Source organism: Acidocella sp. MX-AZ02, from assembly GCF_000306035.1.
Classification (GTDB): Bacteria; Pseudomonadota; Alphaproteobacteria; order Acetobacterales; family Acetobacteraceae; genus Acidocella; species Acidocella facilis.
On sequence record NZ_JH976208.1, the window covers coordinates 486,991 to 509,878 of the forward strand.

Below are 22,888 nucleotides of genomic sequence, written 5' to 3' on the forward strand. Positions count from 1 at the left end.
GCTAGTAGTTCGGCGTCGCCAGGTGGATTGTGGTCCAGCAAGAATCGTAGCAGCGGTTCAAGGGGCGATGCTGGTACTATGCCTTCCCGTTTGACGCGCGGCTGCCTATTGCGCCAAGCCTCAAAGGCAGTATGCGCGAGCGACAGGATTTCGGGCGTAGGAGGCAGGCCGGCAAGCAGAATCGCAGCGGCCTTTGCTGCATCACCCTGCTCACTAAGAAGAACCGCCTCAATTACCTCGAGTAGCTGTTGATCGGGCTCGAGTGGAAGGTGCTTCAGGCCGGCAAAGATATGGCGGAAGGTCTCGACTGGTCGACCACGCAAATGCGCGAGCAAAAGTGCTCTCGCACGGCGCACAGGAAGCCCAATTGCGAGTCTTACACCTGCTAAAACAGCGTCATCATCTTGAATCGTGAGCAAGGTCTCGACGACATTTTCGCGACGATCGTGGTCGAGCGTATGATCAAGGAGATTGACCGCCACGTCAGCGAACCACGAGGAACCATGACGGATCGCCAGTTGGAGTTGCGCAGGATCAAGTTGGAGTTGCCTTGCCTTTGTCCAATCCGGTTCGCATATGTCCATTTTGAGCGGTCGCCCCCAGATCACACTCCCCTCATCGTTGGACGGCGCATGCGCCGCACGTGCCGCAAGGATCGCGTCTTTGGTTAAGAGCTCGAGCTCAATATCGGAAATCTTCGCGATTGCACCAAGCACCGCCCATTCGAGCAAGCGATTCTGCTCGCCCCGCCAGTGCCATACATCTGAAATCACCATATCTCCCATCTTGACCATAGAGAGGAAACCGCTGAGTGCAATGAGTGGGCGCCCGTCGTCAGGCAACTCGGGCATCTCCTCAAGGCGCATTCCAGCTAGTGCTTCAAACGTGCGAATTTCAAATCTACGCACTGCCTCAAGATACTGAGGGAGATCAAGATTTAACTCGGGTATCGTTGTGCCCCCGACCCAGCGGACCCGTGCCTGTTCGCCGAGGTCCTGTCTGCCCAGCAACTCGAGGACATGGGAAATCTCCATCACCGAGCTCATAATTGAAAAGTCGCCATGATCAAACATCGACAATAGCAACTGATCAAGATCTGGATCTCGAACTGTCGCGAAGCGTCGGGTAAGAGCGATACCGAAGCCGAGAGAGAGCGCAGTGTCGTGTCTGGGAAGCGGCAATCTACGAAGCGAGCTCTCCCTTGGATCAGACGGCAGGATAATCGCTGCGTCGCGAAGCGCCCGTAAGGCTTCTGTATCCGTGCACCAACTCGGACCACAATTCAGTCTGCATGCCCAACCAAGCAGCCGAATCGCGGGACGTTCTCCGCCACAGGCTGACCGTGACAATATTGCAATGGTGCCAGGATAACGCGGGCAGAGAGCCAAGAGATCTGCCCCCATCTCAAAAATCGTGAAGGCGGAGACCGTCGCTGCAGCCTTGAACACCGCTTCGAGCCAGGGCTGGATAGTCTCGGGAGTAGGTGGATGTTCACTGACTCGCGCGATGCGAAGCGCACGCATGATCTGCTCGGGGTCATCATAGTTGCGGCCGCGCGCTGTGAGCACAGCGTCTGCAAGCCCGAGTGAGCCGGCGAACTCGACGAATTGGTCGCATCCAGGAAGTTGCCCGATCTCCCTAAGCGCCTCTGATCGCGCTGGCTCAGTAAGCCCTGCAACGTGGCGCGCGGCCAAGAATTCGGCGAAGCTCCGATGCACAAATGAAAGCGCTTGGATTCCATCGTGCTGGACATGCTCGACCAACCCTGTCCCAACCCAATAAGCAAGTACGGTATCGGCAGTTCCCCTTGCGGCGAGAGGGGGAGTGCCGAGCGCCTGGGCTAGCTGCCCGGACGTACGGTTGAGCGTATTCTCGGCAGTCGCTGTTGGGCGAATGAGTGCTTCCAGTGCGATCAGTTCAATGAACCTATCGAGCACGCTCACGGGTATCGCAACAATTTCGTTCCGCTCTCCTGTTGCCTCGCGGATAAGTCCAAGCACTTGATTGTAGAGTTCACAGCGTGTCGGTCCAATCGCACCGCATCGAATCGCGACGACAACGGCGAGCGTCAACATGAGAGGGGTCTTAAGCAAGGTTCCGATCATCTCGCTCTTGCTTGCACGTTCGATCAATGCCTCGACGGTTTTCACATTTTCCTCATTAACGCCGAGCACTTCCAGAAGCCTGGGTACGTTTGGGCGCCGGTCTTCCTCACCGAAGGGCACGAGCTCATAATGACGCCATTCAGCAAGTCGGCCCGGCACATATCCAATCGGCCGGGTCGTGACGACGATTCGGTACTGCGGGTGGCCAAGTGCAAATTCGGCGAGTTGGTCAGTGATGCTGCGCTGATGCACTCCACATTCATCGAGGCCGTCGCACAGCAGTACCCAGTTGGTAATGCCTGCGCGCCGTGCCGCCTCTGTCCCGATGCCGCTGCGGTCGAGGCCGAGCGCAAAGATTGCCTCTTCGAAACCCGCACCCTGTCGGCGGATGCGCTCGACCAACAGTTTCAGCTTGACCATGAGCACGGGATACCCATCCAGCGCATATTCGTACGCGAGCTTCTGAGCGAGCGTGCTCTTGCCCATGCCAGGGCCACCGATCACGATCGCATGTCGGATGAAGCGGGCGATGCCCTTGGCATCGATGGTGCGTTTGGCACCCACCTCCGGCATTCCTTCGAGCTTCTGATAGGCCGCGAGCGCAGATGCAAGATCGCGATGAGGTTCGGCAGGGTGGACGACCCGCGCATGCTGCTCAAGCCAGGCCGACCCGATCGACAACTGCTTGGCCATACCAACGATCCCGTAGCTCGCACGTGCCTGCAGGGTCCAGCGTGCGAGCCTAGCAACGATTCCTGCCGTCCCGGCGTCTGCGCCCTCACGCAGCACGATACTTCCTGCGGTGAGCGAGCGCGCAATCGACACAGCGGTACGCCTTCCGCGCATTGCGATCAGTTGGGCTGCGTCCGCAAGCAGCACCGCTTGAGCTGCTGTTGTAGCCCCAGCATTGGCTAGCAAGCACGAGAGCTCCGCCCGCATTGCGTCGACCGACGCCGAATTCTCTGGCGTCACAGCGAAGCTCTTGATTCGGAGCTTAGCGCAACTTGCTTCGATCGACAGCCCTATTCCCTCGAGACGACAGACAAATTCTTTACCGAGCTTGCTTAGGTCGTCGCGGCGGCCATCGCCCAGCCGCGTGAGATCGCGAGCGAGGAGGTGCGTGATCGAGCGGCTCGAGTCAGCCGAAACGGCAAGCAACCCAAAATCTATCGCACCGGCAGAGATACCACGGGCAAGCGCGAGTAGGGTGTCCCAGAGTTCGGTGCCGGCGCGCAAACCGCGTTTCGCCTGGACCTCAATACGTTGCCCATTAACGAGCGATAGGGCCATGTCGTCGCCTGGACCGCCGGTTTCAGCCTCAAGTTCAACTGCGCGGTCCTCGACTAGGTCAGGTAACCAGCCGAGCGCGGTACCGCGAGCAATGTGCACCATCGCGATTGCACACAGAGCTGCATGGAAGTTGGTGCCGCTTGCGGTTGCACTGCCGCCGGAACGGTTAGCGCGAAGGGGGAGCGGATTGCCGATATCGTCCATACCTCACCATAGCACCCGTTTCCGCCAGCAGGGCAGAGACTTCGGCGCCGCATCATTCGGCTTGGACTGCTTTCAATACCGAGGGACTGGTGTTGTCTCTGGACCGGTTGATGCCGCCAGCATACTGGTTCGCGCGGCGACGTGTGCTTCAGGTTAGACGCGTTCTTCAGGTTAGAGGCTGAGATTGGTTGGGGAAGGCGCGGAAGCGCCTTCCCCTTTTTCGTGCTGCCACGGCTCTAGGCTGGGCGATTTCCGCGTCATGTACTGGGCTCATTTTTGAGACGGAATTTTTTGCACGGAGGACTTGCCTCCTTGATCCAGAAGGATTATCCGCGCCATCGCACCCCTGGGAGCAATCCCATGCAAGCCGTGGTGCTTTTTTTGAGCCTGAGGATCTGGTTGACGAACCAGCAGGCGAATCGGCTTGGATTACCTCACGCCAAGGACGCTGGCCGGGAGATCGCCACTTGGTCTGAAGACTGGGTTCGGTGATCGAGCAGACGCTGTCGATAATCGCCAGCGTCTCTCTTTTGGGCGTGCGCGAACGAGTTGGTCGGGACAGCCCCACCAATGACATTCCGCATGAAAGCATCGAATCGGCTCATTGCCGATCGCATGGCTTGGACGCCGGCGGGGACCGCCGGCGGCATTTTTCCTATTTCCTGGTGAAGGGCGAACTATGTCCAACGATCAAACACGCGCGGGCGCGGCCGATTCCATCGGCCAGGCCTCGCGCACCCCTGATGTTTCCGAAATGGCCAGCGGCGCGGGAGCGGCCGCGGCTCACCCCGCCGAAGTTTCCGGCGGAGAGGGCGGCGAAAGGCCGCCGGCGAAGGTTTCCACGGCGCTCGGCGAGGCGGCCGAGCGGGCGCTGGATGATTTGCGCCGCCGCCTGGAAGGCGGAGACGCCGCCTTCATGGATGGTGCCGCCAAGCTGTGCCTGCCGCCTTTGGACTGGGTGAGCCAAACCTGGCAGCCGGGCCAGCCCAACGCCATCGGCGCGATTGTCGCGGCGGCGCGCGACAGGCTGCTTGCCAACCCCGGCTGGCTGGAGCGGTTGGAATCTTTCCTTGGCGGCAGCGATGGCTCCGCCGGCGAAGGGGATGCGACGCCGGCGGTACAATCCACCAGGCCGCGCGCGAGGTGCGAGGCGACGGCCCTGGAATACGCCGCCCTGGGTTGGCCGGTGATCCCCCTGCACAGCGTGGCCGGCGGGAATTGCACTTGCGAAAAGCGCGCCGCCTGCCCGACCCCCGGCAAGCATCCGCGAACGAAGAATGGCGTGAAGGATGCGTCGTCGGATTCCGCGGTCATTGCCCGCTGGTTCGGGCGCTGGCCAGACGCCAATGTCGGTATTGCCACCGGGGTGCTCTCGGGCCTGATGGTGCTCGACATCGATCCGCGCCACGGCGGCGGTGAGAGCCTCGAGGAACTCTGCAAGCGGCATACCGCTTTGCCCACCACCCTCTCGGCGAATTCCGGCGGTGGCGGGCGGCACCTTTTCTTCCGGTGCCCTGAGGCTAGGATCGGCAACTGCACGAAGCTTGACGGCCTTCCCGGCCTCGATCTGCGGGGCGACGGCGGCTACATCGTGGCCGCGCCGAGCATTCACGCCTCTGGCGGCAGCTATTCCTGGGTGGATGGCTTTTCCCGGGATGCCGTCTTGCCGGCGCCCGATTGGCTGTGTGCGCTGGCAAGCGCCAAGGGGCGTGCGGGTCAAGCCAAAATGGCGGCGGCCCCCGCAAAGGCCGGCGAGTCGATTTCGGAGGGTGGGCGCAACGATACCCTCTTTCGGATTGGCTGCGGCATGCGGAGCAAGGGCGAGGAAGCCGACGAGATTCTTGCCCAGTTGCTGGAGATCAACGCGGCCAGATGCGAACCGCCGCTCGGCGAGGAGGAGATTGCGCGGATCGCTCAAAGCGCCGCGTGCTATGAGCCTGCCCCCGCCAAGCCGGATCAGCCGCTGATCCCGATTCCGGCAGATGCGCCTGACCCCGACACGGACCATCCCAAGCTTGGCGCCGCGGCGTCGGTTCACACCTACAGGAATAGCACCGGCGAGGCCCTTTGGCACGTTTGCTCGTTCTGGGATCAGGGCAAGCTGACCACGCGGCCGCTTACGCTCTGGGGCGATGAGGAGGAAACCCGGCGCTGGCTTTGGAAGGGGCCGGGGAAGCGGCATGTCCTCTATCGCCTGCCCGAGCTTGCCGCGGAACCGGCCGCGCCGGTGCTGGTCGTCAGGGATGAACCTTCCGCGGATCAGGCAGCGGCGGATTTCCCCGGCTGGGCGGTCACTTGCCCGCTCTTCGGCACCTTCGGCATTCGGGGCGCGGAATGGGCGGCGCTCGGCGGGCGCCAGGTTTTGCTCTGGTCCGACGATACGGATGAGGGGCGCGCCTTCGTGAAGGAGGCGGCCGACCAGATACGCCGTGCCGGCGCCGCGCGGGTGGCGGTCTTCGCGCATGATCGCCGCCCGATTGAAGGCGGCGGCCTGGCGAATGGCGGCGGCGATGGCGGCGCCATTCCCACGGTTGCCGCCGGCTGGACGGAGGCCCATCTGGCGCAGCTGTTCGATGCATCGGCCAGCCCTCGCGTCACCTTCCTCGAAGAGATGAACGACATCCGTGACAACCGGGGGAAGCTGCGTCCCCACCGCCGCGATCAGGCCGCGGCCGAGTTTCTCACGGAGAAGCTGAGAAGCAGAGGCAAATTCTACCATGAGCAGGACGTTGGGTACTACTTCGACCTTGCCGAGCGCCGGCTCATCCCGCTTGACGGCGAAAACCAGGCGCTGGTGAGGCTGCTCGCCGAATTTGGCGTCAACCGTTCAGAGACGCTCTTCAGCTATCTGGCACCGCATCTTTTGATCGAAGCCACGACCCGGGGCACGCCGACCGAGGTGAGGCACCTCGCGCACTACAGCCAGCGCCGCAATGCCTGCTACGTCTTCAACCAGGCGGGGCTCATCTACAAGATCACGCCCGCCGGCATTGAGGCCGTGGAGAATGGCGCGGACGGCGTCCTCTTCCTGCAAGAGCCCGAGGCGGAACCGTTCTACATGGTAGATGATTTCGACCCGGACATGCGGGATGAGCGCGGGCGCGATCCGATCCAGCGCATGTTGGAGAACGGCCTGAGCCTTGAGCCCGGGCTCATGACCCCCGCGCAGGGGCTCGCGCTGCTCCGTTATTGGATTTGGGCGCGGTTCTTCCCCGAATTGATGCCGACCAAGCCGATCCTCGCCCTTGTTGGCGAAAAGGGCTCCGCCAAGACGGCGGCGGCGAAGCGGATTGGCACGATGTTCTTTGGCCGCAACTTCGATGTCGCGTCGATGACCGATGACGTGAAAGATTTTGACGCCGCGATCTCGGCTACCGCCCTTCTCGTGGCGGACAATGCCGACACCGATCGCAAGTGGCTGGCGGACAAGCTCGCCACCGTGGCCACCGGCGGCAGGGTCAAGAAGCGGGTGCTCTACACGACGAACACGATGGCCTCGATCAAATCGATCGCCTGGGTGATCCTCACCTCGAGGACGCCTCATTTCAAGCGCGATGACGTGGCCGAGCGCCTGCTGCTGCTGCGCACCAGGCGCCTGGAGAGTTTCCGGGGGCTGTCTGAGCTGGACCGCCGGACGGTCGAGGAGCGGGCGGTGCTGATGACCAACCTGCTGCACGATCTGGCCGAGGTGACGCGCGCGATGCGCGATCACGGCGATGACGATATCTCCGGCGATGTTCGCATGGCGGACTTCTACGCCTTCGCGGTGCGGGTCGCCCGGTACCGAGGCGAGGAGGATGAGGTGCAGGAGGCGTTCCGGCGGCTCCAGCGCGCCCAGGTGGGCTTCGCCGCTGAGGGCGACCCCATCGCCGCCCTGCTGGAGATATGGCTCAGAACGCCCGCCAACGCCGGCCGGTGGATCAGGGCGGCGGCGCTGTACCGGGAGCTCTGCGAGGCCGGCGAACGGCACAGGCGGCCGATGCCGGAGGGCATGGGGGAGCGGAGCTTCTGCCACGCCCTGGCGCATTCCCTGGAGGCACTGCGCGAGCGTTTCACCATCCAGGTTCAGTCCCGGAAGAACACCGCCGAATACAGCTTCCGCCACCTCGCGGAGGCGGCGGAGGACATCTAGGCCAGTGGCTGCCCGCCCTGCGGCGGGCGGCGCGGCGTGGTGGGTGGAAAGGTGGAAAGATTGGATGGAAAAACGGTGCTGGATTTTTTCGGTGGCCTGGCGAGACCGTTTTTCGCTGCGTCTCCAACTCTTCGCTGTCGTCTTTTTCGTCGATCAGTTTCCACCTTTCCACCCTGAGCCCCAGAGGGGTCCAGCCAGATGCTCTGGCTGGGTGGAAACGCTGTGGAACTGGGGTGGTACCGCTGCTCCCCTCCACCCCGGGCGCATGTCATGGTTTCGCCCGCGCGGTGCGGGCCCAGCAACCCCGGTCGGCACGGGATGGCCAGCCTTTGAGGGCTGGCCGTCCCGCGCCTTGGAGACCATCGACATGACCCAAATCCCAGCCCAGCTCCGAACCTTGGACGAACTGATCCGCCAGCACGCCGAGGGCCACGATTTGCCCCGGCACGTGCCGCATTTGCGCCTGGCCGACGCCCTGGCGCGCGGTGACGATCCGTTGCGCTTGATTGAATACTTCCGCGATCTGGACAGGAAGGTCGAGAATCTCGAAGATCTCTTCGCCGCCTGCGCCGATCCCGACGAGGAGGAACTCGAAGCCTTCCGCGTCGAGGAGGGCATCGCCGTCTATCTCGTTCCGGACGGGCAATGGGCGGTCTTCACCAAATGAAGGAGGCGGCCATGGAATCCAGCACCCAAACCGCACCCGCCAGGCCCGCGTCCACCGCCAAGGGCGGAAGCGGGCGCGACAATGTCGCGTGGCGCACGACCAGCGCCGGACGCAACGTCGCGCTCCTCACCACCGACCTGATCCCGGGCCGGCCGCTGCGCCTTTGGGGCGCGGCGGTCGAGACCTCAGACGGCGGTGCGTTCGTTCGCCTCGCCAAACTTGGCCCGTACGATGGTTGGAGCATCGGCCAGCTCTTGGCCGTGGCGCTGGCCCGGTTCGAGGCGGAGCAGGCGCATTCCGGCGAAGCGGTTGTGGCCGAGATCGTCCGCCATCTCGACCGCGCCGCCGCCATGCACCGCGAGCCGCAGGATGGCTGGGCGGTGCCGCCGGTCTCCTTCGAGCCGGCGCCGCCGGGCAGCCCGGCCTCGCCGTTTCCATGGAGCCTGGCCAGGGCTGGGCGGTTCTCCATCCAGATGTGCCCTGACGCCGAGGCGCGGCAGCGCGGCGTTTCGCCTGAGCAACTTTTGCTCCTGATCGAACTGGCGCTGAGCAGTTGGTTGCCGGTCACGCCGTGGAGGAGGACCTGCTGGCAGGCGCGGCGCGCGGTGCGCGTGGCGCTGGCCTTGGAGGCGGAGCGGGCCAGTGCGCGCTGGGCGGCGCATTTGGCTGATTGCGACGCCGAGCCGGGCCCGGGCTGAACCGGACGGCGCATCGGCGCCAACGCCCAACCACTCAACCGCATGTGATGCTCTCGCCCAGGCCGTTGCCGGCCCGGGAGATCCATCCACCCCGAACCAGCAGGAAGCCCCGTCCGCAAAGGCGGGCTTCCTGCGTCTGGAGCCCCATCACATGGACCAACATGAGACCCACACGCTGGAAGAGCTGCTGCGGCGCTACTCCAGCATCGAGAAGCTGCCAGAGGTGCGGCGGATCAAATTCGACGAGGCCGTGCGCACCGGCGAGGACCCGCTCAGCATCGTCAGGTATTTTGCCACGCTCGGCATCGCGGTGCGCGAGCCGGCCGACCTGTTCCGCCTCAACGACGATCCCAACGAAGAGGAGATCAACGCCTTCAAGATTCCCGAGGGTGTGGCTGTGTCCGTTGAAAGTGATGACCTCTGGCTGGTGTTCGAGGTGGACAGCGCCAGTATGTCTGATCTGGCCGAGATGGATGGAACCGAAACGGTCTCCTCCGCCAGTACGGCGTCAAATACGCCAAGCCTGGAAGGGAATGCAGGCCGATGATCGATTTCTCCGACGACGAGATTCTCGCGGAGCGCCGCACGGCCGACGGCAAGCGCTTCCTGTACTTCCTCGGCACCGACGTGCTGCCCTACTGGGAGCAGCGCTTCTGGACCGTCGTGCTCGACACCGGCGCGGACGGTGTGGGCGTTCCAGTTCGCTACGGCACCGTCGCCTCCGCCTCGGTGGGCTGGACGCTGCGCCAGTTGCTCTGCATCGCGCGGGCACGCATGACCCTGGAGCAGGCGCGGGCGCCGGAGGGCGGCGCCCTCGCCGTGCTGGAGGCGCTGGGCAAGGCGATCCGGCTGCTGCCGCCAGGCGACCCCCTGGGCGGCGGCGTCAGCTTCGCGCCCGGCGTTCTGCCCTCGCCCTATGGCTGGACGGAGGCGCGAAGCGGCGAGCTGGACCTCGTCCTCTGCCCCGACCCGGAAAGCCGCGATGAGGGCATCGTGCCAGAGCAGCTCATCATCGTCGTCGACGAGGCGCTGCGGGAATGGGCGGAGCGGGCGCCGTACATCTCCCGGCTTTGGACCTGCCGCAACGCCGTGCGCGAGGCCCTGGCGGCCGAGATCAGGCGCGTGCGGCTCGCGCGCGTGGCGGCGGGTGAAGCCGGTGCGGCCGGGTAGGGCCGGGGCCAGCGAAGAAGGCATGGCCGAATAGGGCCGGGACAGGCAGCAAGGCCGGGTGTACGGATTGGTTGCCAACGCGCCTCGCGGGTTTTGAACCTGCAAGCGCGGCTCTGCCATCTTCGTCGCCGGCCAACGCGGACCGGCGATGGCCTTAGGCGGCAAAGTTGGGCGGTCGAACACCTCCATGGACGAGCCGGGGCAAGCACGCCCCGGCGCCAGATATGGAGACAATTCGACATGGCCAAGCACATGACTACCGCTGCCGAGACCGGTGACAGCGCGACCAGCACGATCACCGCCGCCGAGAACGCCGAGCCGGCGCCGCCGACGAAGCTGCTCACCGCCCGCCAGGCGGGTGAGCTGCTCGGCGTTTCGTCGGAGACCTTGGAGCGCTGGCGCGGCGCCGGCACCGGGCCGGCCTTCATCAAGCTCTCGGGCCGGTACATCCGATACCGCCAGGACGATCTGGAGGCTTTCATCAAGGCCCGGCGCTGCCAGAGCACGGCGCGGGCATAGCCGTGCGCCCTCCCGGCAAGAGGCCCGCGACCGGGGGCGTGAAGCCCCAGCGCGCGGGCGCTCCCCATGACCCCCACGCCCAGAAATGGAAGGACCACCATGCCCGCCGTCACCATCACGCGCAGCTCCGTGCAAAAGCTGCCGCCGCTGCCCAAGGGCACGGCCAAGCACCGCGTCTTCGACAATAGGCTGGTCGGCTTCATCGCCGAGCAGCGCAGAAGCACCGTGACGTTCTACTTCCGGTACAAGGACGCGCGCGGCCGCCAGCACGAGGTCCGGCTAGGCCGCCTTGGCGACGTCACCGTGGACCAAGCCCGCAAGCGCGCCGAGCAGTTGAAGGTCGAGGTCTCCTTGGGCGGCGATCCGGCGGCGGAGAAGGCAAAGCTCAGGGCCGTGCCAACGGTCGACGAGTTCGTCCGCGACAGATACCTGCCGCACGCGCGGGAGCACCAGCGCTCGGCGCACAACACCGAGGCCTACCTGCGCAAGCGCATCCTGCCCGCCCTGGGCAAGAAGGCGCTGGACGAGGTGACGCAGGCGGACGTCGTCGAGCTGCGGCGCAAGCTCGTCGCGGAAGGTCTTGCCGCGGGCACGGTGAATCGGCATTTGGCATGCGTCCGCGCCCTGTTCAACTCGGCGCTCCGGTGGCAGCTGTACGAGGGCAAGAACCCGGCCGCCTCGCCGGGGATGTTGCGAGAGCAGCACCGCGACAAGTACCTGAGCCCAGGCGAGACCCGGGCGCTGGTCAAGGCCCTCGACGCGGACAAGGACGAGACGGCGGCGGCGGTGCTGGCCCTGCTGATCGTCACGGGCGCGCGCCGGGGCGAGGTGCTGAACGCCACCTGGGAGAACGTCGACCTCGAGCGCTGCATCCTCACCGTGCCGCGCTCGAAATCGGGCCGCACGAGGCACATCCCGCTCTCGCCGGTCGCCGTGGCCATCCTCCAGCGCCAGCTCGCCAAGCGGGCCATCCACCCGGAGAACCCACACGTGTTCCCCAGCGCCCGCCGGGCCGGGCAGCCGGTGGAGGGCGTGCGCGGCGCGTGGCGGCGGGCCAGGGTGGCGGCGGGGCTGCCGGAGGATCTGCGCATCCACGATCTGCGGCACAGCTTCGCCAGTGCCCTGGCCAATTCCGGCACGCCGCTGAACGAGATCGGCACGGTGCTGGGCCACAGCCAGCTCAGCACGACCCAGCGCTACGCCCACCACGCCCCGCAGCGCCTGATCGACACCGCAACCACCGCCCTGCGGGCATGGAACCTACTGCCCGAGGCAAAGCGGGCAGCAACGGTGGAGAAAGACGTGCGGGATGCTGCCTGACCCAAACGGGCGGGCCAGAACCGAAACGAGGAAGGGGAAGGCGCCGAAGCGCCTTCCCCTTCCATCGCCGAATCAGAAACTCGAAAGGAACCACCATGCAGAACGAGAAGAACCAGCTCTCCACCGCCGAGATTGCGCCCCACCGTGGGCAGCCCCCAGCTCCGGAGGCCAGAAAGCGCGGCCTCTGGAACCGCCTGCCGGTCGCGGCGAAGACCATCCTCACCCTGCCGGTGGTGATGGCGTTGCTGGGCGCCGAGGTCGAACTGCGCCTGGCGCCCCAGCTCGACCTCGTCCTCACCGTCGCCGGCGTCTGCGCCATGTGGGCATGGTTGTCTGGCGGGCCTTCGGGCGTGACCTAGCTAGTAACTTTGGGCTTTATCGTATTCGCTTTGGTTGAGCAGGGTGATGAGGTACCCATGCCACTGGCTGGAGAGAAAGCCGGTGCACCACTACTAGCAGCCTTGATCGTTGGTTCTACCATTGATTTTAGTTGAGGACGAAGCCCAAAGCCGACGACGCAAGCGACGACTAGCAACGCAATAATTAATGTGCAGTAGAAAATGTCCATCTTGCGTCCAGAACGGATTTTGGCCTTGAACACCCATAGCTTGAATGGACTCTTGGCCGAGATTTCTGACCCGAGATCCACTTTATAGCCAAGGTCTTTAAGAGCAGTTTCTGCGTCAATGCCGGCCTGAACCGAGCCTTGCAATAAGCGATGGTACCATAGTCTGTCCATGAAATAGAATGCGAGTAGCGGGAGGATGGCAGAAAAGACAACAAGTCCGGCAATAGATATTCCGATCCCGAAGATCTTGATGATGCCGCCATTTGTAATCGCATATCCCCCCATGCCAAGGAAAGCGCCCGTGATAATCAGGGCGAAGTTGCGGATACGCAGTTCAAGGTCGTTGAAGTGCTGCTGTACGTCGACGATCTTTTTCCAGATTTCAATTTGGCCCGCTGCTAGCGGCGATGGTGTATCGGAATCGGCCATCAGGGTGCTTCAAATAGTTTAAGAATTTGTGCAAAGTTCTTATCTAGAACATGGGTCGGCACCACCTCCCCAAGTTTCAAGGCATTGCGTTCACGCTCGACCATTTCAGGGGTCCAATGCGTGACCTTCCGCAGCAATTCGTATTCGGGTTTGTGTTGGCTTGCGCCATAGCGCGCGTGGACATCAGCCACGCCAGCCTGTTGAGCCATGAGAACGTCCTTGAGAATATTGTCTCCGACATACACAACTTCGTCGATGGACACAGACAAGTCAGAAATAATCTGGAGTAAAATGTCAGGATTCGGCTTCAGCTCTCCTTCGGGAGTGTAGCGATGGATCGTGTGCTTAAATGTGTAGCTTTCGGGTTCATAATACCTAGTGTCAGAAGTGTCCTCTGGCATGCTGTGATCTTCCGGAGAGTATAGATAGTCAACCAGACCATCTAGGCCTAGCTTGCGGAAGCGGTAGTTGGTGTAGAAAGCTTTGGACTCCGTGAAAGCGACAATAGGTACGCCCGAAGTCTTTAAGATTTTTAGTGTATCCTCAACGGTTGGGTAGAGTTGTAAAGCGCGCCGCCGAGCTTCACGAAACGCGTCAATAGCAGGTGCCATGACAGCTAGAACGTTGCTGCCGTACAATTCTCGCAAGCAGGGCAATTCGCCAAGTAACCGCGAGTACTCGCTAGTGCCATACTTTTGGTGAATGACACTGCACTGCGCATAGAGCATTTCAGGGTCGACACCAGATATCTCGATCACTTTCGCAATCATTGCCGAAAAGGTCTGATACCAAAGGTCCTGCCAGTCCAGCAAGGTATTGTCGACGTCGGTGATGAGTACGCGCTTTTGCACCAATTTTGGTATCCACTACAGCTTTGGAGGACGTGGGTATCTATGTGCAATCACTAGCTGAGGCTAATCGTTCCGACAATCACCTCGTCGATTGGTCATAATTGGATGAGGTAATTCAACGTGGTGGTTGAGACCTCAGCCCGGCTCCCGCGGCACGGCTTCCGCAGGCGCACATGCAGCCCTGCCCGGGAACGCCACCAGCCACATGAAGACGAACGGCCCGGCCAGGGGGATGAACAGCGCGGCCAGCCGCCAGCGCCGCAGGCCCAGCAGGGTGAGCAGCCTGTTGGCCGGCATCAGGGCCATCATCACCCCGAGGCAGGTGATCCCGACCAGCAGGGCCGCCGGCGGGATCACGCCGGCCCGCGGCACCCGCGCGCCCACCCCGAACCTGTCCCGATCTTCACAATCATGGGTCCATTATGCGTGGAATAATAGGCCTTCGCAATATGTGGTCGCCCGACCATGGACGCGCGGGAGAGAGTGGCGGTGAACATCAGGCGGCTTCGCGTCGAGCGCGGGGTGTCGCAGGAGGCGTTCGCGGTCGACGCCGGCGTGGACCGGACCTACATGAGCCGGATCGAGCGGCGCCTTGAGAACCCGACTTTGACGGTGCTGGAGAAGATCGCGGCGGCGCTGGGGGTGGAGATCGCGGCGCTGTTCGCCGACCCCGGCCCGGGTGGCGGGGCGCCGCCCTCGCTGCCGGCGGGGCGGAAGAGGAAGAGAGCGTAATGACATTTGAACCGAGCGGCGGTGTTCGCTGCAAGCCGTCGGCCAAGCGGTGCGCCGGACTGGAAGGCATCTCGGCATGAAGATGCCTCGCCGTATGCTCCTCGCGGCTCTGCCCGCGCTCTATGCCTCATCCGCCCAGGCGGATGAGGCGACCAGTTTCCTGGCGGAGAGCGAACGCAAGACCGGCGGGCGCATCGGCGTCCACGCCCGCAACCTCGCCACCGGGCGGACATTGTCCTGGCGGGCTGACGAGCGCTTCGTGATGTGCAGCACCTTCAAGATGTCGCTGGTGGCCTGCGTGCTTTCGCGCGTGGACAAGGGCGATGAGCAGCTCGGCCGCTTCGTCCACTACGGCGTGGCGCAGATCTCCAACTACGCGCCGGTTGCGCGGCTTCATCTTGCCGAGGGCGGCATGACGGTCGAGGCCATGTGCCAGGCCGCCATCGAGGTCAGCGATAATACCTGCGCGGATCTGCTCCTGATGAGCGTTGGCGGCCCGGCCGCGCTGACCCGCTTCTGGCGGGGAGAGGGCGATGAAGTGACGCGCCTCGACCACACCGAGCCGCGCCTGAATTTCTCGCCGCCGGGCGACCCGCGGGACACGACCACGCCCGCCGCCATGGCGGGAGACCTCCAGCGCTTCCTGCTGGGCGATGCGCTCTCCCCGACCTCGCGCGCGCGGCTCACAGGCTGGATGCTGAACTGCCAGACCGGCGGGGCGCTGCTGCGCGCCGGCCTGCCCAAGGGCTGGGAGGTGGCGGACAAGACGGGCAACAACGGCAAGGACGCGCTGGGCGACATCGCGGTGGCGTGGCCAGCCCCGGACAGGCCGATCGTCATCTGCGCCTACACCCAGGGCGGACACCCGAAGCCGGAAATCCTGCCGCCCATCCTCGCCGGCGTGGGTCGGATGGTCGGGGCGGAATTGGCCTGACGCTCCGGCGCGCATGCCGGCGCCGCCGCAGCTTCCCACCGGGCGAACTGCGGCGTTCCGCGACCGTTGAGGGGATAGTGGTGGGCGGCGCCAAAACGCCAGCGGGCCGGTGCGCCAGGACCGACCCGCTTTCGCTTTATTTTCAAGGAATTAGTTGGCGCGCCCGAAGAGATTCGAACTCCTGACCCTCAGATTCGTAGTCTGATGCTCTATCCAGCTGAGCTACGAGCGCGCGGTGGGCGGGGTGTAACCGAAGCGTCTTGCGCAGGCAACCCCCACCTTAAAATTAAATCGCCTGCAGCTCTGCGAGCAGCGCATCCCCCATTTCCGCTGTGGAAAGGACGGCGCGGCCGGGAGCGGCGATGTCAGGCGTGCGGCCGGCCTTGGCCAGAACGCGCTCCACCGCGGCCTCAATGGCGGCGGCATCCTCGTCCATGTCGAAAGAGTAGCGCAGCATCATCGCCAGGCTCAGCACCTGCGCCAGAGGGTTCGCCTTGGCCTGACCGGCAATGTCCGGGGCGGAGCCGTGGATCGGCTCGTAGAAGCCCGGCAGGCGGCCGGTGGCGTCCTTGGCGCCCAGAGTCGCGGAGGGCAGCAGCCCCAGCGAGCCGGTGAGCATCGCCGCGAGGTCAGACAGCAGATCCCCGAACAGATTGCCGGTGACGATGACATCGAACTGCTTCGGGTTCTTCGCCAACTGCATCGCGCAATTATCGGCATACATGTGGCTCAGCGCCACATCCGGGAATTCGTCCTGCTGCAGCTTGGTCATCACCTGGCGCCAGAGCAGGCCGGATTCCATCACATTGGCCTTCTCCACGCTGCACACGCGATTCTGCCGCTTGCGGGCCAGCTCAAAGGCCACCCGGCCGACACGCTGGATCTCGCCTGTGGTGTACACCTCGGTATTGATGCCGCGCTGGGTGCCGTCCGGCAGCGTCTCAATGCCGCGCGGCTCGCCGAAATACACCCCGCCCGTGGCTTCACGCACGATCATGATATCCAGCCCGCGCACCAGATCTGGTTTGAGCGAGGAGGCATCCACCAGCGCGTCGAACACTTTCGCCGGGCGCAGATTGGCAAACACCTGCAGCTCGGCGCGCAGCTTCAACAGCCCGGCCTCAGGGCGGATGTCAAATGGCACCTTGTCCCATTTCGGGCCGCCGACGGAGCCGAACAGCACCGCATCCACGCCCTTGGCCGCGGCCAGCGCGGCATCGGTCAGCGGCACGCCATGCGCGTCGATGGAGGCGCCACCCACCAGCTCCTCGGTGATGGCGAAGCTGGCGCGCTTGCTCTCCTGCAGCCAGCCCAGCACGCGTTTGGCCTGGGCCATCACTTCGGGGCCGATGCCGTCGCCCGGCATCAGCAGCACACTCTTATTGGCAACCATGATTACGCTCCCTGAATTTTCGGCGTCCAGGCCGGGATTTTCGACTCATAGGAATCGATCGCGGCCGCGTGTTCCAGCGTCAGCCCGATATCGTCGAGCCCGCCAAGCAGGCAATGTTTGCGGAACGGGTCCACCTGGAAGGGGATCTCCTCGCCATTCGGGCGCACCACCATTTGCCGCTCAAGGTCCACGGTCAGACGGGCATTGCCGCCCATCGCCGCGTCCTCGCGCAGCTTCGCGCAGATCTCTTCCGGCAGCGCGATCGGCAGGATGCCGTTCTTGAAGCTGTTATTGAAGAAGATATCCGCGAAGCTGGGCGCGATGATGCAGCGAATGCCGAAATCCAGCAGCGCCCAGGGGGCATGCTCGCGCGAGGAGCCGCAGCCGAAATTATCGCCCGCCACCAGGATCTGCGCCTTGCGATAAGGCTCCTGGTTGAGCACGAAATCGGCCTTGTCCGAGCCGTCGGCATTATAGCGCATGTCAGCGAACACGCTCTTGCCAAGCCCGGTGCGTTTGATGGTCTTCAAAAACCGCGCCGGGATGATCTTGTCGGTATCGATATTATCGATGTTCAGCGGCGCGGCGATCGCGGTGAGGGTGGTGAACTTATCCATCAGATCAGCTCCCGGACATCGGTGATCACGCCGGTCACGGCGGCGGCGGCGGCCATGGCCGGGGAGAGCAGGTGGGTGCGCCCGCCCGGCCCCTGGCGGCCCTCGAAATTACGGTTGGAGGTGGAGGCGCAGCGCTGGCCTGGCGTCAGCTTGTCCGGGTTCATGCCCAGGCACATCGAGCACCCGGCCTCGCGCCACTCAAACCCGGCCTCGGTGAAGATCCTCGCCAGACCTTCTTCCTCAGCCTGCTGCTTCACCAGGCCGGAGCCCGGCACCACCAGCACCCGCACGCCCGGCGCCACATGCCGGCCCTTGGCCACATGGGCGGCCGAGCGCAGATCCTCGATGCGCGAATTGGTGCAGGAGCCGATGAACACCACGTCAATTTTGGTGCCTTCGATCTTCTGCCCGGCCTCTAGCCCCATATAGCTCAGCATCCGCTCCATCTGGGCGCGCTTGGCCGCGTCCGGCTCATCCGCCGGGTTCGGCACGCTGCCGGTGACGGGAATGACGGTCTCCGGGCTGGTGCCCCAGGTGACCTGCGGAATGATATCTTCGGCCCGCAGCTCGACGATCTTGTCGTAATGCGCGCCCTCATCGCTCGGCAGGGTCTTCCAATAGGCCACGGCGGCGTCGAAATCCGCCCCCTTCGGCGCGAACGGCCGGCCCTTGATATATTCAAAGGTCACCTCATCCGGCGCCACCAGCCCGGCGCGCGCGCCGCCCTCGATGGACATGTTGCACATGGACAAACGCCCCGCCATGTCTAGCGCGCGGATGGCCTCACCCGCGAACTCCATCACATAGCCGGTGCCGCCGCCGGTGCCGATCTTGCCGATCACCGCCAGCATGATGTCCTTGCCCGAGCAGCCCTCCGGCAGCTTGCCATCCACGCGGATCAGCATGTTCTTCGCCGGCTTCTGCAGCAGCGTCTGGGTGGCGAGCACATGCTCCACCTCCGAGGTGCCGATGCCAAAGGCCAGCGCGCCCATCGCGCCATGGGTGGAGGTGTGGCTGTCGCCGCACACAATCGTCATGCCCGGCAGCGAAATGCCCTGCTCCGGCCCGATCACATGCACAATGCCCTGCCGCACGTCCGACATCGGGAAGTACGTCACCCCGAAATCCTTGACGTTCTGCTCCAGCGTCGCAATCTGCAGCGCGCTCTCGGGCTCGTTCACTTCGGTCAGACGCTCAGCACTCGTCGGCACGTTATGGTCGACGACGGCGATGGTGTTCTCCACCCGGCGAACCTTGCGGCCCGCCATGCGAAGCCCCTCAAATGCCTGCGGGCTGGTTACCTCATGAACGAGATGGCGGTCGATATAGAGAACGCACGTGCCGTCCTCCAGCCGATCCACCACATGGGCATCCCAAATCTTGTCAAACAACGTCCGCGGCATCGTCTTCAGGCCTCCTCAAAGTAAGAAAGCCCAGGGGGCAGCTGCCCCCTGGACCCCCGCAAAGGGCCGAGAGGCCCTTTGATCCCATAAATTCGGGTCTGGGAAAGGGAGGGCCGGCAAAAGCCCTCTCCACGCTAGATGGTGGATCGGCCCTCCCTTTCCCAGACCCGGGTGGGTTCCAAGGGCCTTCCGGCCCTTGGTGGGGGTGCAGGGGGTGAAACCCCCTGCGGTCTTCCTTACTGAGCGGCCTCGGTCGTGGTGACCTCGCGGGCCTTCTCGGCGATGCGAGCGGACTTACCGCGGCGGCCGCGCAGGTAGTAGAGCTTGGCGCGGCGTACGTCGCCGCGGCGGATCACGTTGATCTCCGCGATGATCGGGGCATAGAGCGGGAACACGCGCTCCACGCCTTCGCCGTAGGAGATCTTACGGACGGTGAAGGAGGAGTTCAGGCCACGGTTGGAGCGGGCGATGCACAGGCCTTCGAAGGCCTGGATACGGGAGCGCTCGCCTTCCTTCACGGTCACGTTCACGCGCAGCGTGTCGCCGGGGGCGAAGGCCGGGATGGTCTTGGTCTCGGTCAGCTTCGCGATCTGCTCAGCCTCGAGGGTCTGGATGATGTTCATGGGTTAGGTCCTTCTCGAAACGGGTGTTTAGGGTGCTGGCGCACCGGTTGCAACAAATTGGGCATAGAGGTCGGGTCGGCGGGTTTTGGTGATGGCGATGGCCTGGTCCTGCCGCCAGCTGGCGATGGCGGCATGGTTGCCGGAGGTGAGCACCTCTGGCACCGCGCGGCCGTCCCATTCGGCGGGGCGGGTGAAATGCGGGTATTCCAGCAGCTTCTGAGAAAAACTCTCCTCCGTGCCGCTTTCCGCATGGCCCATGACGCCGGGCAGCAGGCGGACTACCGCATCCAGCAACACCAGAGCCGGCAGCTCGCCCCCGGAGAGCACATAGTCTCCGATGCTGATCTCCTCGCCCCCGCGTGCCTCGATCACGCGCTGGTCGATCCCCTCGAACCGGCCGCAGACCAGGATCACACCCGGTCCGTCCGCCAGCTCGCGCACCTTCGCCTGGGTGAGAGGCGCGCCGCGCGGGGTGAAGAAGATCAGCGGGCGGTCATCCGCGACGCTGGAGATGGCGGCATCCACCACATCCGGGCGCAGCACCATGCCGGCACCGCCGCCGAAGGGTGTGTCGTCCACCGCACGGTGGCGGCCCAGCCCGAATTCACGGATATCCGTGGCCTGCAGGCTCCAGGTGCCGGCTTCCAGCGCCCGCCCGGCGAGGGACTCGCCCAGCGTGCCGGGGAACATGGCGGGAAACAGGGTCAGCACATCGGCGCGCCAGTTCATAGGCTGGGCTCCTCGGTGTTGGCCGTGTCGTCCTTGGCCTCGATCTCTAGCGGCGGGTTCACCACCACATAGCCATCGGCCAGCTTCACCACCGGCACGCAGGCCCGGGTGAAGGGGATCAGCAATCCGCCGGGGGTCAGCTCCAGGCTCGCACCGGCACCGTAATCCAGCACATTGCCGATCTTGCCCAGCACCTGGCCTTGCTCATCCTGGGCATTGAGCCCGATCAGATCGGCCAGGTAGAACTCCTCCTCCTCGGTCTCCGGCAAAACGGAGCGGGGCAGGAACAGCTCGACATTGGTCAGGCGCGCGGCAATGTCACGGTCGGTGATGCGGGTGCGGGTGGAACCTTCGACCGTGCTGATCCAGGCGACATTGTCATGCGCCCAGTCGAGCGCGAAATGCCGGCCCTTGGCGTCGACAAGCACATGCTGGCTGAGGAGATCGGGCTCCTCCCCGTAAGCGTGCACGCGCACTTGCCCGCGCACGCCATGCGGCTTGCCAATCACGCCCATCAGGATCAGCCGGTCTTCCACACTATGCCTCTGTCTATGCCCTCAAAAGCTCAAGCGGCGGCTTCGGCCTTGGCCTTGGCGGCGGCGCGCTCCTGGGCCTTCTTCTTCGGCGCGGACTGCTTCGGCTGCTCGGCATAAACAGGGGCCTTGATCAGCTCGGCCTTGGCCAGGAAGCGGGCGACGCGGTCGGTCGCCTGGGCGCCATTGGAGAGCCAGTACTGCAGGCGCTCGGTCTTCAGCAGCACGCGCTCGGCATGCTCGGCCGGCAGCATCGGGTTGTAGGTGCCGACGCGCTCGATGAACTTGCCGTCGCGCGGCGCGTTCGCATCGGCGATCACGATATGGTAGAACGGGCGCTTCTTGGCGCCGGCGCGGGAGAGGCGGATTTTAACAGACATAGAGACTCCTTGGTTTCATCGTAAACGTTAAAAGGGTTTGCGGCCGCCCTTGGCGCCGCCCATGGCGGCCTGCATCTGGCGCATCATCGCCTCAGGCCCACCCATCTTGTTCATCCGCTTCATCATGGTCGACATATCGTCGAACTGCTTCAGCAGCTTGTTCACCTCCTGCACCGAGGTGCCGGAGCCGGCCGCCACGCGCTTCTTGCGGCTGGCCTTCATGATATCCGGCGCCCGGCGCTCGGCCGCCGTCATCGAGCCGATGATGGCGAGGTGGCGCTTGAACACCGTCTGGTCGAGATTCGCATCGGCGATCTGTTGCTTCATTTTGCCCATGCCGGGCAGCAGCCCAAGAATCCCGGACATCGAGCCCATCTTGGAAATCTGCTTCAGCTGCGAGGCATAATCGTCCAGATCGAACTTGCCCTTCGCCATCCGCTTGGCGAGCTTCTCGGCCTCGGCCTTGTCGATCGTCTCGGCGGCCTTCTCGACCAGCCCGACAATATCGCCCATGCCGAGAATCCGCCCGGCGATCCGCTCCGGGTTGAATTCATCCAGCGCATCCAGCTTCTCGCCCTGGCCGATCAGCTTGATCGGCGCGCCGGTGACCGCGCGCATGGACAGCGCCGCACCGCCGCGCGCATCGCCATCCAGCCGCGTCATCACGATGCCGGTAATGCTCACCGCTTCGTTGAAGGCGGTCGCGGTGGTCACCGCGTCCTGGCCGGTCATCGCGTCCACGACCAGCAGCGTCTCCACCGGGTTCACCGCAGCGCGGATCGCCTTCACCTCCTCCATCAACGCCAGGTCGATGGACAGGCGCCCGGCCGTATCCAGGATCACCACATCGTAGGATTCGCGCCGTGCCGTATCCATGGCGCGGTTGGCGATCTGCAACGGCGTCTGCCCGGCGATGATCGGCAGGCTGGTCACCTCGGCCCGCTGGGCGAGCTGTTCCAGCTGCAATTGCGCGGCCGGGCGCTGCGTATCCAGGCTGGCCAGCAGTACCTTCTTGCGCTCGCGGGTGCGCAGGCGGAGCGCGATCTTGCCGGAGGTGGTGGTCTTGCCGGAGCCCTGCAGACCCACCATCAGGATCGGCAGCGGGGCGGGGGCCAGCAGGTTCAGCGGGGCGGGCAGCCCGCCCAGCGCCTCGATCAGCGCGTCATTGACGATCTTGACGACCATCTGCCCCGGCGTGACCGAGCGCAGCACTTCCGCGCCCACCGCCTGCTCGCGCACCTTGGCCACGAAATCCTTGACCACCGGCAGCGCCACGTCCGCATCCAGCAGCGCCAGACGGATTTCGCGCAGCGCCTCGGTGACGTCAGATTCCGACAGCGCCCCGCGACGGCGGAGCCTGTCGAAAATATCACTGAACTTGCCCGACAGATTGTCGAACATCAGGTCAAACTCCACTCCTTGCGCGCCCCGCCGGGCTCGGGCACATCAGATGCCGCCAGCCCACGCAACGCAAAACGCGCCGTGGTGCGAACACTCGCAGCACGACGGTTTTTTCCAGGGCCGAGCCTGTGCGCCCCTCAAGCCCCAGAGTCAAGCCTGGGCGGCGATGGGGGGCGGAAAAACCACGCTA

Annotated in this window: 23 protein-coding genes and 1 tRNA gene; 11 read left to right on the forward strand and 13 right to left on the reverse strand. The window is 64.3% G+C overall.

Features of this window, described 5'->3' with window-relative positions; all coding sequences use genetic code 11:
- A partial coding sequence (locus MXAZACID_RS10560) for an NACHT domain-containing NTPase (RefSeq protein WP_008494324.1) occupies nt 1-3,599 on the reverse strand: 3,599 nt, incomplete at its 3' end.
- 312 nt (nt 3,600-3,911) lie between these two features.
- Between MXAZACID_RS10560 and MXAZACID_RS19775 the strand changes: the two genes are divergently transcribed.
- From MXAZACID_RS19775 to MXAZACID_RS10595, 9 genes are all read left to right on the forward strand, one after another.
- Entirely contained in the window at nt 3,912-4,091 is a 180-nt protein-coding gene (locus tag MXAZACID_RS19775; RefSeq protein WP_205619792.1) for a hypothetical protein, read from the forward strand.
- Nucleotides 4,092-4,278: 187 nt separating this feature from the next.
- A complete protein-coding gene (locus tag MXAZACID_RS17830; protein ID WP_008494325.1) occupies nt 4,279-7,731 on the forward strand; it encodes a bifunctional DNA primase/polymerase in 3,453 nt (1,150 codons plus the stop codon).
- 397 nt (nt 7,732-8,128) lie between these two features.
- Nucleotides 8,129-8,398 (forward strand): hypothetical protein, encoded by a 270-nt coding sequence (locus MXAZACID_RS10570; protein ID WP_240376613.1) that lies wholly within the window; start codon nt 8,129-8,131, stop codon nt 8,396-8,398.
- 11 nt (nt 8,399-8,409) lie between these two features.
- Entirely contained in the window at nt 8,410-9,096 is a 687-nt protein-coding gene (locus tag MXAZACID_RS10575; RefSeq protein WP_240376615.1) for a hypothetical protein, read from the forward strand.
- A 151-nt stretch (nt 9,097-9,247) separates the two neighbouring features.
- A complete protein-coding gene (locus MXAZACID_RS10580) occupies nt 9,248-9,643 on the forward strand; it encodes a hypothetical protein (protein ID WP_008494328.1) in 396 nt (131 codons plus the stop codon).
- The gene (locus MXAZACID_RS17835; protein WP_008494329.1) at nt 9,640-10,266 is read left to right on the forward strand and encodes a hypothetical protein; all 627 of its coding nucleotides are present in this window, start codon (nt 9,640-9,642) and stop codon (nt 10,264-10,266) included. Before MXAZACID_RS10580 ends, MXAZACID_RS17835 begins: the two co-directional genes overlap by 4 nt.
- A 252-nt stretch (nt 10,267-10,518) precedes the next feature.
- Nucleotides 10,519-10,785, forward strand: a complete 267-nt coding sequence (locus MXAZACID_RS10585) for an AlpA family transcriptional regulator (RefSeq protein ID WP_240376617.1) — start codon at nt 10,519-10,521, stop codon at nt 10,783-10,785.
- A 99-nt stretch (nt 10,786-10,884) separates the two neighbouring features.
- Nucleotides 10,885-12,105: a site-specific integrase gene (locus tag MXAZACID_RS10590; protein WP_008494333.1), complete on the forward strand. Its 1,221-nt coding sequence runs from the start codon at nt 10,885-10,887 to the stop codon at nt 12,103-12,105.
- A gap of 95 nt (nt 12,106-12,200) precedes the next feature.
- A complete protein-coding gene (locus MXAZACID_RS10595) occupies nt 12,201-12,464 on the forward strand; it encodes a hypothetical protein (RefSeq protein ID WP_008494334.1) in 264 nt (87 codons plus the stop codon).
- Here MXAZACID_RS10595 and MXAZACID_RS10600 read toward each other — a convergent pair.
- The 3 genes from MXAZACID_RS10600 to MXAZACID_RS10610 form a co-directional block, all read right to left on the reverse strand.
- Nucleotides 12,461-13,102, reverse strand: coding sequence for a hypothetical protein (locus tag MXAZACID_RS10600; RefSeq protein ID WP_008494335.1), 642 nt, complete (start codon nt 13,100-13,102; stop codon nt 12,461-12,463). The genes MXAZACID_RS10595 and MXAZACID_RS10600 overlap by 4 nt on opposite strands.
- Nucleotides 13,102-13,953: an HAD family hydrolase gene (locus MXAZACID_RS10605; protein ID WP_039885185.1), complete on the reverse strand. Its 852-nt coding sequence runs from the start codon at nt 13,951-13,953 to the stop codon at nt 13,102-13,104. Before MXAZACID_RS10605 ends, MXAZACID_RS10600 begins: the two co-directional genes overlap by 1 nt.
- Before the next feature lie 135 nt (nt 13,954-14,088).
- Entirely contained in the window at nt 14,089-14,337 is a 249-nt protein-coding gene (locus MXAZACID_RS10610; RefSeq protein WP_008494337.1) for a hypothetical protein, read from the reverse strand.
- Between the two features lie 81 nt (nt 14,338-14,418).
- Between MXAZACID_RS10610 and MXAZACID_RS10615 the strand changes: the two genes are divergently transcribed.
- A complete protein-coding gene (locus MXAZACID_RS10615) occupies nt 14,419-14,685 on the forward strand; it encodes a helix-turn-helix domain-containing protein (protein WP_008494338.1) in 267 nt (88 codons plus the stop codon).
- Nucleotides 14,686-14,779: 94 nt separating this feature from the next.
- Complete coding sequence (gene bla / locus MXAZACID_RS10620; protein WP_008494339.1) at nt 14,780-15,619, forward strand: class A beta-lactamase; 840 nt, start codon at nt 14,780-14,782, stop codon at nt 15,617-15,619.
- Between the two features lie 155 nt (nt 15,620-15,774).
- On the opposite strand, the gene MXAZACID_RS10625 is transcribed toward bla, so the two are convergent.
- The 9 genes from MXAZACID_RS10625 to ffh form a co-directional block, all read right to left on the reverse strand.
- Nucleotides 15,775-15,851 (reverse strand) — tRNA-Arg (locus MXAZACID_RS10625).
- 54 nt (nt 15,852-15,905) lie between these two features.
- A complete protein-coding gene (leuB, locus tag MXAZACID_RS10630; RefSeq protein WP_008494341.1) occupies nt 15,906-17,012 on the reverse strand; it encodes a 3-isopropylmalate dehydrogenase in 1,107 nt (368 codons plus the stop codon).
- A 2-nt stretch (nt 17,013-17,014) separates the two neighbouring features.
- Nucleotides 17,015-17,629 carry a 3-isopropylmalate dehydratase small subunit gene (leuD, locus tag MXAZACID_RS10635; RefSeq protein WP_008494342.1) on the reverse strand — a complete coding sequence of 205 codons (615 nt, stop codon included), beginning with the start codon at nt 17,627-17,629 and terminating at the stop codon, nt 17,015-17,017.
- Nucleotides 17,629-19,032, reverse strand: a complete 1,404-nt coding sequence (gene leuC / locus MXAZACID_RS10640) for a 3-isopropylmalate dehydratase large subunit (protein WP_008494343.1) — start codon at nt 19,030-19,032, stop codon at nt 17,629-17,631. Before leuC ends, leuD begins: the two co-directional genes overlap by 1 nt.
- 236 nt (nt 19,033-19,268) lie before the next feature.
- Nucleotides 19,269-19,655 carry a 50S ribosomal protein L19 gene (gene rplS, locus MXAZACID_RS10645; protein ID WP_008494344.1) on the reverse strand — a complete coding sequence of 129 codons (387 nt, stop codon included), beginning with the start codon at nt 19,653-19,655 and terminating at the stop codon, nt 19,269-19,271.
- Between the two features lie 27 nt (nt 19,656-19,682).
- Nucleotides 19,683-20,384: a tRNA (guanosine(37)-N1)-methyltransferase TrmD gene (gene trmD / locus MXAZACID_RS10650; protein ID WP_008494345.1), complete on the reverse strand. Its 702-nt coding sequence runs from the start codon at nt 20,382-20,384 to the stop codon at nt 19,683-19,685.
- The gene (gene rimM / locus MXAZACID_RS10655; RefSeq protein ID WP_008494346.1) at nt 20,381-20,920 is read right to left on the reverse strand and encodes a ribosome maturation factor RimM; all 540 of its coding nucleotides are present in this window, start codon (nt 20,918-20,920) and stop codon (nt 20,381-20,383) included. Before rimM ends, trmD begins: the two co-directional genes overlap by 4 nt.
- Nucleotides 20,921-20,949: 29 nt before the next feature.
- A complete protein-coding gene (gene rpsP / locus MXAZACID_RS10660) occupies nt 20,950-21,297 on the reverse strand; it encodes a 30S ribosomal protein S16 (protein ID WP_008494347.1) in 348 nt (115 codons plus the stop codon).
- Between the two features lie 27 nt (nt 21,298-21,324).
- Complete coding sequence (ffh, locus tag MXAZACID_RS10665; RefSeq protein WP_008494348.1) at nt 21,325-22,698, reverse strand: signal recognition particle protein; 1,374 nt, start codon at nt 22,696-22,698, stop codon at nt 21,325-21,327.
- Nucleotides 22,699-22,888 lie beyond the last annotated feature (190 nt).